This is a genomic window from Thermanaerothrix sp. (assembly GCA_026417795.1).
Taxonomy (GTDB): Bacteria; Synergistota; Synergistia; order Synergistales; family Synergistaceae; genus Thermanaerovibrio.
In genome coordinates this window covers 91603-103068 of sequence record JAOACP010000001.1, presented here as the reverse complement: position 1 = coordinate 103068, position 11466 = coordinate 91603, and the positions used below count along the sequence as shown (strand labels likewise).

At 54.2% G+C, this 11466-nt stretch carries 10 protein-coding genes; 1 reads left to right on the top strand and 9 read right to left on the bottom strand.

What is annotated here, in order from left to right:
• Positions 1-149: 149 nt before the first annotated feature.
• From surE to raiA, 6 genes are all read right to left on the bottom strand, one after another.
• On the bottom strand, positions 150-938 hold the full coding sequence (surE, locus tag N2315_00550; GenBank protein ID MCX7827687.1) for a 5'/3'-nucleotidase SurE: 789 nt from the start codon (positions 936-938) through the stop codon (positions 150-152).
• Between the two features lie 69 nt (positions 939-1007).
• Complete coding sequence (locus N2315_00545) at positions 1008-1619, bottom strand: site-2 protease family protein (protein MCX7827686.1); 612 nt, start codon at positions 1617-1619, stop codon at positions 1008-1010.
• Positions 1620-1690: 71 nt separating this feature from the next.
• Positions 1691-4321, bottom strand: coding sequence for a CBS domain-containing protein (locus N2315_00540; protein ID MCX7827685.1), 2631 nt, complete (start codon positions 4319-4321; stop codon positions 1691-1693).
• Positions 4294-5169, bottom strand: coding sequence for a dephospho-CoA kinase (coaE, locus tag N2315_00535; GenBank protein MCX7827684.1), 876 nt, complete (start codon positions 5167-5169; stop codon positions 4294-4296). The genes N2315_00540 and coaE overlap by 28 nt, the downstream gene beginning before the upstream one ends.
• The gene (locus tag N2315_00530; GenBank protein ID MCX7827683.1) at positions 5138-7099 is read right to left on the bottom strand and encodes a UvrD-helicase domain-containing protein; all 1962 of its coding nucleotides are present in this window, start codon (positions 7097-7099) and stop codon (positions 5138-5140) included. Before N2315_00530 ends, coaE begins: the two co-directional genes overlap by 32 nt.
• A 126-nt stretch (positions 7100-7225) precedes the next feature.
• A complete protein-coding gene (gene raiA, locus N2315_00525; GenBank protein ID MCX7827682.1) occupies positions 7226-7771 on the bottom strand; it encodes a ribosome-associated translation inhibitor RaiA in 546 nt (181 codons plus the stop codon).
• A gap of 156 nt (positions 7772-7927) precedes the next feature.
• Here raiA and N2315_00520 point away from each other — a divergent pair, with 156 nt between their 5' ends.
• Positions 7928-9091, top strand: a complete 1164-nt coding sequence (locus N2315_00520) for a pyridoxal phosphate-dependent aminotransferase (protein ID MCX7827681.1) — start codon at positions 7928-7930, stop codon at positions 9089-9091.
• Between the two features lie 336 nt (positions 9092-9427).
• Here N2315_00520 and frr read toward each other — a convergent pair whose 3' ends face one another.
• From frr to tsf, 3 genes are all read right to left on the bottom strand, one after another.
• Positions 9428-9985: a ribosome recycling factor gene (frr, locus tag N2315_00515; GenBank protein MCX7827680.1), complete on the bottom strand. Its 558-nt coding sequence runs from the start codon at positions 9983-9985 to the stop codon at positions 9428-9430.
• Between the two features lie 31 nt (positions 9986-10016).
• The gene (pyrH, locus tag N2315_00510; GenBank protein MCX7827679.1) at positions 10017-10748 is read right to left on the bottom strand and encodes a UMP kinase; all 732 of its coding nucleotides are present in this window, start codon (positions 10746-10748) and stop codon (positions 10017-10019) included.
• 122 nt (positions 10749-10870) lie between these two features.
• Positions 10871-11464 (bottom strand): translation elongation factor Ts, encoded by a 594-nt coding sequence (gene tsf, locus N2315_00505; protein ID MCX7827678.1) that lies wholly within the window; start codon positions 11462-11464, stop codon positions 10871-10873.
• Positions 11465-11466 lie beyond the last annotated feature (2 nt).

Below are 11466 nucleotides of genomic sequence, written 5' to 3'. Positions count from 1 at the left end.
CATTGGAGGAGCTGGGAAAATGCGGGGCAGAGAAAAGAAAACAGGGATCCCCCAAAAAGATCCCTGCCTTCGTTTAGATTTTTACATGAGGCAACCCGTCTCGTTCGTTTAGATTCTTAAGAGAGGCAACATGGGGGCGGAAGGAAAAATCAGGACCTTTTAAGCAGCGAATCCACGCCGTTGGCGCGCATGGCTTCCAACGTATCGTAATGAGTCATGTCCATGTGCACCGGCGTTATGGACGCATAACCGTTGGCCACCGCCCATACGTCGGTTCCCTCTTCCATGTGGTCCTCCGGCACCCCTCCCATCCAGTAGCAATCCCTTCCCTGGGGATCCTTGAATTTCACCACCTTATCCCTATAAAGCCTGGTACCCTTGCGGGTGGGCAACATTCCCTTGAGGCTTCGGATGGGCACGTTGGGCACGTTTATGTTGTAGAGGACCCCGTTTGGAGTGCCGTTCTCCCTGAACCAGTCCAGTAAGGCCATGACAACCGCCGCGGCGGTGCTGTAATGGGCCGCCGGATCGGATCCCTTGCAGGCCAAGGATACCGCTATGGCGTGATACCCCAAGATCAGGCCCTCCATAGCTGCGGACACAGTGCCGGAATAGGTCAAATCATCTCCAAGGTTAGGACCACGGTTTATACCCGAAAGCACCATTGTAACGTCCCTTGCCAGCTCTTCGGTTCCTATCACCACACAGTCCGACGGGGTTCCATCGCACGCGTAGGCGGGCATCATGGTGGGGAATACGCCGGGCTCAAGATGCCAAACCCGCAACGGACGATTAAGGGTTATGGCATGCCCTATGCTGCTCCTTTCCCTGTCAGGGGCCACCACAACGGCAGGTATACCCCTGTCCGCCAGCACCTTCGCCATTATCTGAATTCCAGGCGCCAATATGCCATCATCGTTTGAGATCAATATCTTCATCAACCAATCCACTCCCACATAGCATTAAGTCGTCAAATTAAAGAGATCAACCCGCACATCCACGGTCGTTCAAAGAACTAATGAAGCCAAAAACATCACCACCGGACTCATTATCCTTGGAAGGACTCCGGTCATCACCAGAACCAGTATCACCAGTACCCCATACCGCTCCAACCAGAAGTACGAGTGCAGCCATCGGCTAGGCAGGAGAAGGTAAAGTATCTTTGATCCATCCAAAGGTGGTATGGGGAAAAGGTTGAACACCCCAAGGCCAAGGTTTATGAAGATCATGAGGAGCACCAGCTCTCGAAGAGCGAAGTTAGAGAGAAAAAACTGGGGCATCACCTTTACCATCAGCCCAACCATAAAGGCGGTAAGGAAGTTGCCCGCCGACCCCGCCAGCGAAACTAACACCATGTCCCTTGTGGGGTTCTTGAAGTACCTTGCATCCACAGGTACCGGTTTAGCCCAACCAAATCTGAATATCAACAACATAACCGCCCCAACTGGATCCAGATGATGCAGGGGATTAAGGGAGAGTCGACCGGAAAGCCTAGGGGTAGGATCCCCCAAAAGGTGGGCCACGTACCCATGACAAAACTCATGAAACGTTATGGCCCACAAAACCGCCGGTATGCTCAAAAGGAGCTCCGCAAGCCGGAGCGAAAAGTCGGAGAACAATCTATCTACCCCCAAAACATCGCAAATTTTAAGGCCTGGTGATGCTACACCAACATGTCAACCACATATATTCAGGCTTCCACTAACCTCTTTACCACCCACGCCCTTTCCTCCTCCAGGGTCTCAACCTCCCCATCCATACGGGCCCAGCGAAGTGCGTCAAGCACCGCACCAACCATCGGCCCCCTTGGAACCCCAAGATCTATCAGATCCCTACCGGTAAGCATGGGGAAGACCTTCGAAAGCCTTGTAAGATACAAAAGCATGCGCCGCCTTACTCGCCACTTATCCGTGAGACCGCACCATGCGAAAACAACCAACCGGTTAAACCTCTCAAGCTCTTTGCATATCACCGACCAGCGGATCTCTCCCTTGGTGCCTATGGCACTCTCCACCGAGCCTAAATCTTTAAGGATCCTCTCCACCAACTCCCTCTCCCTTGATGAGAGGAATAGCCTATCAATCGCACTCCTGGCACCCCAAGGGCTTCCAAAATACAGTAGCACCCCCAAAAAGGCAAGCCAAAGGTCCCTGCCGAAATCGGGGAGGTCTTTCCCAAGCCTGCGCCTGAACATGGATAGTTTTCTTAGAGCCTTTATCCCACAGGATCCAACCGGCACCCCAGGGAAGACCGCTTCCCACGCCCCCAATTCCAGAAGGCGCTCCACATCCCAAACAAAATCCCTCTCCAAGAAGACGAGCTCCACCTCACTGCGAAGTTTAGGCCCGGAAAGGAGGTTCAAGAGCCCCCCTTTTACCGCACTGGTCGCCAACCGCTCCGTATCTCGGCTCATCCTAAGGCCCAACCGCCCCTCAAGCCTTACCCCTCTGAAGATCCTGGTGGGGTCCTCAACGAAACTCAGGTTGTGCAGCACCCTAAGCTGTCCCCTTTTAAGGTCCGCCCGGCCCCCAAAGTAGTCCACCAAAAGCCCCCACTGGGGGCTAAGACATATGGCCATGGCGTTAACGGTAAAGTCCCGCCGGTAAAGGTCGTGTTTTAACGAATCCATACAAACCGTCGGCTGGGCAACCGGATACTCGTAGAACTCCCTCCTGGCGGTTGCCAAGTCCACCTTCCTGCCGTCTTGGAAAGCTATGGTGCCGGTTCCATAGCGCCTATGTATGGAAACATCAAGACCCTCCCGAATCAGAGACTCCAACAGAGGAACCGCATCCCCCTCTACCACCAGATCCACATCCTCATTCCTACGCCCCATCAACAGGTCCCTTACGAAGCCCCCCACCAGGTATATGGGATAACCCATTCCTCCAGCCTTATCCACCAAGAAGCGGATCTTCTCCATGACATCCCGTGGAACTTCATCAAGGGCATGGGACACATCCTCTTGCCAGGGCAAAGATACCCCTTCTCTTGAATCGTAAGAAGACGAAACGGAGGGATAGAGGGCTCTCAACATGTCGGTCCTGGTGATTATCCCCACCAGGACTCCATCCCGCACCACCGGCAGCCTTCCCACGTTGTTAGCAACCAGCAGTCGGTGAGCCTCCCAAACGGGGGCATCGGGACTTATGGTCACCACCCTCTCGGTCATGAACTCTTTAACTGGCACAAGCCCAAGACCATGCAGCTGTGCTTTGTCCAGGTCCTTCCGGGTGATAATCCCGCCTACGCGGCCATCGTATACCACCGGGAGAGCGGAATGGCCGTAGCGGATCATAAGGCGGTATGCATCCTCCACGGTTTGGGCGGCACTAACCGCCATAACCGGGCTTGACATGGCATCTCCCACCGTAAGGGCCGGCTTAAGCATCTTCTCTATCCGGCATTCAAGATCGTCAAGCACATCCCTTGGATCACGCCTTGGCATTGAAGCCGAAGCCGCCTGCGGATGCCCTCCGGCGGGGAGATCCCCCATGGCCTTTCTGGCATCCACTATGCCTTCCCTGCTCCTAACCACCGCATAGGTCCGCTTGTCCATGCTAATAACCGCCACAGCCACATCGGCGTCAAAGAAATCCATCAACCGGTGAACAAATAGGCTTATCCCCTCGGAGAATCGAGGAAACTCCAGCGCGCATGATACCACCCGATACCCCTTCACGAAGCGTTCCCTTGCCGCCTCTATCATCCGATCCAAAAGCTCTCTCTCCAGGGTTGAAAAGGAAAGCTCTATCCACGTAGGGATAGATGGTAGGTCAGCCCCCCTCTTCTTAAGCTCGCCCATCACCAGGTATTCCCGTTCGGTGGTGGATCCAAAGGTAAGAGCTCCGGTATCCTCATATATTCCCATGGCCAGCAACGTACAGTCGAAGGGGCTCAACGGGATTGAGCGTTCCAACAGCATCTCCGTGAGAACCGTAGCGGTGGCGCCGGCCCTTTCAACAACGGAGAACGAAGCGGGGATCTCATCAAGCACCGGAGGGTGGTGGTCAAAGACGTGAACCGCCACGGATGGATCCGACGCCACGGAGGCAAAGGGACCTATCCTGCCAAGGGATCTGGCATCCACCACCACCAAGTTAGAGATGGCTTCCATATTTACCTGCTTGGGAGTCAGAACCTTTAGGCGGAACCTGTTGCGTTTCAAGAAATCCCTTACATTCCTTGAGGCCGCCCCGGAGAAGCACATGGCCCCGTCTCCATATAGTTTAAGGGCCGCCCACATGCTGGCAAGGGAATCAAAGTCCGCACCTATGTGGGTGGTTATGACCCTCATGGCGAACAGCTCTCCACCACCCAACGCCTAAGACCAAGGGGCATCCTATGGGGTCGTTGAAGCATAAGAGCTGGCATCTGGTAAGGATGGCTTTGAAGAAGTTCATTTAGATCCTCAAGCCTATCCTCAATGGTCTTAAATGTCAGCTCCGCCTCATCCTCATCGCAAACCGCCCCTTCCCACCGATACACGCTGGAAACCAACTTCATCCTGCAGCACGCAGCTATTCGCCTTTCTACCATCTCGTTGGCAAAGCGCCTTGCCTCGGACATCGACCCAAATGTAAGGTTTCCAAGCAACACGGAATTCAGCCGCCTAAACTCCTCATACAGGCCCCGGGCGGCAATCTCCAAATCCTCCAACGTCCCGCAATTATCCAATACCCAATCGGCCATGCGGGATTTTACCTCGCCATCCAACAGCCACCGCTCCCTGGATAGGAGCTCTTCATCATCCCACCCTCTGGCAGCAACCCTAGAAACGCGGACATCCCTAGGACTTCTTAGATACACCGTTCCGTCAATCCAATGGGGCACTTTGGACTCAAATAGCAGGGGAACCTCAAGAACCCACACACCATCATCGGTAACGGCATCCCTAAGCATCTCCCAGGTGGTAGGATGCAAGACGGAGCAAAGGAAATGATACTCCTCCGCATCGGAGAAGACCTTTTTGGATATGGCGGCGGCATCAATGGATCCATCCGCTTTAGTGGGCAGGCACCCCCATCGGGAGACGAAGGCATCCCTTACATCCCGCCTCATCCACAAACCCTTCGCCACCAGGTCTGCAGAAGCGGTCCTCGCCCCCATCTTGGAGAGGATGGACATGAAGGTTGATTTACCAGCTCCAACGTCTCCTGTCAAAGCCACGATGAACAAACAAGGGTCCCTCCTTGGTCCTGTCCTCAAGGTGAACACAATTCTCCGGGATCTCCAAAAGAAATCTTGAGAACCCGTTTACCACAACGCTCCCAAATATCACCCTCCTGGCAGCTCCGGACAGGAACAACCGCTCCTGAGCTCTGGTCATTCCCACGTAGAAAAGCCTACGTTCCTCCTCCAGGAGGCTTCTATCGTCTAAGCACCTTGCGTTAGGAAATATGCCATCCTCCAAGCCAACCATGAAGACCACAGAGAACTCAAGCCCCTTGGCGGCGTGAAGGGTGAGAAGACTCACCTTATCTTCATCGGAGCTCACATCCGCATCGGAGAAGAGGGCGACTTCAGACAACACCTGGTCTATGGTGCCATCGGGCAACACCGACAAGAGCTCCTTAACGTTCTGCAGTCTATCCTCAAAAGAGGCGGGATCCTCCATCTCCAGATAACGGCCATATCCATAGTCCTCCAGGATGTAACGGACCGCATCCCTTGCGCTGTCCCGAGCTTCCAGGATGCCAAGCATACCCCTGGCCAGCTCCATAAAACCCTCTTTCGCCTTCCCCTTGAGCGGCGGCTGTCCCTTCTCCGCCGCCCGCCAAAAGTCCAACGGCTCAACTAAGACCATGCCCTCCATCCAGCTCCAGGCGGCCTCTATGGACTTAGGCCCTATGCCTCTGGCTGGTACGTTCACCATCCGCTCGAAGGATACCCTGTCCCTTGGCTGAACCGCCAGCTTCATCAGGGCTAGAACGTCCTTCACTTCCTTGCGCTCATAAAAGCCAAGGCCTCTTATCACCTTGTAGGGTATCCCAGCCTCCATAAGCTTTTGCTCATAAAGCCGGCTAAGGGCGTTTATGCGATACAGGATGGCCATGTCTCCAAGCGAATATCCATCGCAGGAAAGCCGCTCTATCCACTCCACAAGACATCTCGCATCCTCCGCGTCATCCCTGGCCTTTAAGATCCTTATCTTCTCCCCCCGGCCAGCGGCGGTCCAGAGGTTCTTCTTGGGCCTTTCGGAGTTGCGAGATATTACGTGGTTAGCCCCCTCCAGGATATTGCCGGTTGAACGGTAGTTCTGCTCCAGCACCGTCACCTTGGCATCCAGGAAATCCTTGTCAAAGTTAAGTATCATGGTCACATCGGCGCCCCGCCAACCGTATATGGCCTGATCAGGATCCCCCACCACCACTATGCGCTGCCCACCGGAAGAAAGCTTCTTGAGAAGCCTGTACTGAGATCGGTTAACGTCCTGGTACTCATCAACCAGTATCCAATCTATTGATGAGAGTTCCCGCTCCAGAACCTCCCGATTGGAGGACAATATCTCCAAGGGAAGGGTTATCAGATCATCAAAGTCCAACGCCCCCTGTGACTTCATCCTCTCCCGGTAGATCTCAAAGAGCCTCTGGGCCTCGCCACGAAAAAAGGAACCGGGAGCGTCTCCCTCCTTAGCTGAAGAAAAGGCGTCCACCAGCCATGAAACCTCAACCCTTCGCTCATCGACGTTGTTCTCCTTGAGGATCTGCTTTATAAGGCGTTTCTGATCCGTCCTATCCATCACCAGGATTGGAGTGGCATACCCCATCTTCATCAACACGTTTTCATTGCGGCGCAGGAAGTTAAGGCCGTAGGAATGAAATGTACATATCCGCATGCCGCTGAGAGCCCCTCCAAGAAGCTTCTCAACACGCTGGCGCATCTCCGCCGCCGCCTTATTGGTGAAGGTAACCGCCAATATCTTTGAAGGCAGCACTCCCTTTTCTTTTATGAGATAAGCTATCTTGCGGGTAAGCACCCTTGTCTTACCACTACCAGCTCCAGCAAGGATGAGCTGGTTGCCGTCACAATAGGTGACCGCTTCGGCCTGCTTTGGGTTTAATCCATCAAGAACGTCCGAACACCTCATGACTACCATTCCAAGACCTCCAAAGGAAACCACATCATCATGATGTTTCAACCTCAAGGGCTCAAAAATTCAAAAGCGGGAAGGGCAGCCCTCCCCGCTCATATTACACCAACTTTCACACCAGAGGGGCGGAAGCTATGCCTCGGGCTTCAGTACCCCGTAGCCACCCTCCTTACGACGGTACACCACGTTCATTTCTCCCGTATCTCCATCGCGGAAGAGGAAGAAGCTGTGCCCCAAAAGATCCATCTGGAGCGCCGCCTCATGGGGGGTCATAGCCCTCACAGGGAACTTCTTGACCTTAACGATCTCCACCTTCTCCTGGGACTTGTCCTCCTCTAAGGCGAACGGCTCGGTCTCCAGCTCAAAGGATATGTCCTTGGTCTTAAGCTGCAGACGGTCCACCAAGAGGTCCTTGTGGCGCTTAACCTGACGTTCTATGTTCTTAAGGGACTTCTCAAATGCCTTGCGAAGGTCCGGCGCGTAATCCTCTCCCCTCATCACCATGCCGTTTATATTGGAGGTAATCTCCACGACGTACATTCCCCTCTTGAAGTCAACGGTCACCTGGGTATCCAGGATACGGTCGAAAAACCGTTCCAATTTGCCCAGCTTCTTCTCCATAAGATCTTTGACGGAGTTCTGCAACTCAACATTGCGGGCTACAAAGCGTACGTCCATCGCAATCCCTCCAATCCTGCTCGGTGATTCAATTTTACCACATAAATTCTTTTTAGGCACACTTAATATTTTTCGCCCCCACCAGGGTTGCGAAATACCCGCAAGGTTGGATATGATTTACCAATAGAAAATAACACTATTAAGGAGTGATGAAACATGAAGCGGTCCTTGAGAGCCCAGCGGATGGCCCCATCCGCCACCTTGAGCCTGGTCAACAAGGCAAAGGCATTGAAGATGGAGGGCAAAAAGGTCATCTCCTTCGCCGCTGGAGAGCCGGACTTCGGCAGCCCCCAGGCTGCCTGCGAAGCCGCCATGGAGGCCATAAGGTCCCAGCAAACCCACTACACCCCCGTGGCCGGAATACCGGAGCTTAGGGAGGCAATAAAGGATTATTACAAGACCAGGATGAACCTGGACTATCCGGTATCCCAGATAACCGTGGGCAGCGGCGGGAAGCCCCTTCTCTATGAGGCCATACAAGTGGTGGTTGACCCCGGAGATGAGGTTCTCCTCTTCACCCCCGCTTGGGTAAGTTACGTGGAGCAGATACGGCTGGCGGAGGGCCGTGAGGTTTTGGTGGACACGTTGGGCACCAACCTAATACCCACCAGGGAAATGGTGGAGAAGGCCTTGAGCCCCAACACCAAGGGCATGATAATCAACACCCCCTGCAACCCAACAGGCGCGGTTTGGGACGCCAAGGTGCTGGAAATGCTGGCTCAAGTGGCAAGGGAAAGGGACCTATGGATAATATTCGATGAAATGTACGAACGGCTCGTTTACGGAGATGCCAAACACGTGAACATACTCCAGGTAGCGCCGGACCTTAAGGACAGGACCTTGATAGTTAACGGAGCGAGCAAGGCCTATGCCATGACGGGCTGGCGAATAGGCTATGCCCTTGGCCCTTCCCAGTGGATCGCTGACATAAACGCCCTGCAGGGGCATCTGAACTCCAACGCCAGCTCCATAGCCCAATGGGCCGCCCTTGGAGCCATAAAGGATGGGGACGACGCGGTTGAGTTCATGAGGAAGGCCTTCGAAGCAAGAAGGAACCGGATGGTGGAACTGCTGAATGATATGCCCCACGTCTCATTTCACGTGCCGGAGGGGGCCTTCTACGTCTTCCTTAACGTATCCAACTCCCCCCTAAAGGATGATCAGGAGTTCTCCGCAAGACTGCTTGAGGAAAAGTGGGTGGCCGCTGTACCGGGCAGTGCCTTCTTCGCCCCGGGATACATAAGGCTCTCCTATTCCAACTCCATGGAGGAGATCGAGGAAGGCATGGGGCGCCTTAAGGAGTTCCTAGCCTCCCTTTAGCAGTTGTCCTTAAGACAAGGGGCTTCGGCTTACGCGGCACCACACAAGATCCCGCTTGGACCTGATCCCGGCGGGATCTTTATATGATATGGATGCCACGGCCTTACCAAACGTATATGCAAGCGCCATAGGATCCCGCCAACGGGCTACCCTTCTTAGATCTAAACAAAAGATCAAGCGCTGTACAATGCCCCTCCCCTTGGCCCATCATGATGATATCCAAGCACCTAAAAAATGGGCACCCCATGGAGACAAAAAGAGGGGGACTCCACGTCCCCCTCAAAACTCTAAAGTTAACTCCACGAACGACCCCATGGTACAACAAAGTGAAAGAGGTCAGTCGTTAAGGATCTCCTTCTCCTTATCCTGGGCCAATTGATCAACTTTTTTGATAGCAGCGTCTATGTGGTCCTGAACCTCCTTCTGGAGCTTCTTGTGCTCGTCCTCGCTGATCTCTCCAGCCTTCTCCATCTTCTTGAAGGCTTCCAGCACATCCCTTCTTATGTTCCTTATGGCCACCCTGGCCTCCTCGGCGTATTTGTTAACCAGCTTGGAGAGCTCCTGGCGACGCTCCTTAGTCAGCTCCGGCAGGGTGACCCTTACGGTGTCACCATCGGTCTTTGGGGTAACGCCAAGGGAGGAGGACTGTATCGCCTTCTCAATGGCCTTGAGAGCGGTCTTGTCCCAGGGAGTTATAACAAGCTGACGGGACTCGGGGACGGTAACCGTGGCCATCTGCTTAATCGGAGTAGGCGTGCCAAAGTAGTCCACCTTTATGTCCTCCACTAGGGCAGGATGAGCCCGCCCGGTCCTTATGCCCTGCAAGGTACCCTTGAGATGTTCGATGGATTTCTCTGTCTTCTGCTTCATATCCTTAATCTGGTTCTGAGGCATGAAAAGATCACTCCTTTCCCTTTTAGCCCTGTCAGTTATCTCCCTGTGGATCAGCGCAAACCACCGAGCCCACAGGCTTGCCATCCACCAAGAGGGATCTCAGGTTACCCCTCTTAAGCACATCAAACACTATTATAGGGATGTTGTTCTCCTGGCAAAGCGCAAAGGCGGCGGCGTCCATTATCTTAAGCCCCTTGGTAAGGGCTTCTCTGTAGCTTACAACGGGCAACCTGTTGGCATTGGGGTTCTTTGAAGGATCATCATCATATATACCATCCACCTTGGTGGCCTTGATAAGGCACGAAGCCCCTATCTCCGAAGCTCGAAGGGCCGCGGCTGTGTCGGTGGAGAAATAAGGAGAACCGGTACCGGCGGCAAAGATGACTATACGGCCCTTTTCCAGATGCCTTATGGCCCGCCGGCGGATGAAGGGCTCCGCCACCTGCCTCATCTCCACCGCAGTCTGAACCCTGGTGCTCATCCCCATCCTCTCCAGAGCATCCTGAAGGGCCAAAGCATTTATCACCGTGGCCAGCATCCCCATGCTGTCCGCCTGGGCCCGTTCCATTCCCTTCTGGACCGCCTGCTGCCCCCTCATTATGTTTCCGCCTCCGACCACCATGGCCACCTGCACACCCTCACGGGCCACGTCAGCGATTTCGGCGCAAATGCTGCTAACTTCCTCCAGGTCTAATCCAAAGCCGCACTTACCCGCCAATATCTCGCCAGACAGCTTGAGAAGCACCCTATTGTATCGCCCCATGGCAAGCCTCCTGATCTTTACAGTCGTGACAGATACACCGCATAACCCATAACCCAAGGGCCTTTTATGCCCAAGGAAAAAGGCGAGGGACCTTCCCTCGCCTCTCAAATGCCGAGATCCCCTTACTCGGAGATGGCGTACCTGGTGAACCGGCGAACCACTATGTTCTCACCTATCTTGGCTATGTTCTCCATCACCAGGTCCTTTATCTTCTTCTCCGGGTCCCTTATGTAGGGCTGCTCCAGCAAGCAGGTTTCCTCGTAGAACTTGTTAACTCGGCCCTCCGCGATCTTATCCACGATGTGGGCCGGCTTACCCTCCTCCAGAGCCTGCTTCCGATAGATCTCCTTCTCCCTCTCAAGATCCTCGGAGGGAACATCCTCGGGAGATACGTACTGCGGATTGGCAGCAGCGATGTGCATGGCTATCTCATGCCCAAGCTTCTTGAACTCGTCGGTCCTGGCCACAAAGTCGGTCTCACAGTTAAGCTCCAGCAGCACACCTATTTTGCCGTTGGTGTGAATGTAGCTGAAGACCAGCCCCTCAGCAGCGGTGCGCCCCACCTTCTTGGCGGCCTTGGCAAGCCCCTTCTCCCGGAGGTAATCCACCGCCTTCTCTATGTCTCCTCCACACTCCGCCAAAGCCTTCTTGCAATCCAGCACACCAGCTCCGGTACGAGCCCTAAGGTCCTTTACCGCTTCCATGTCCACAGACATAA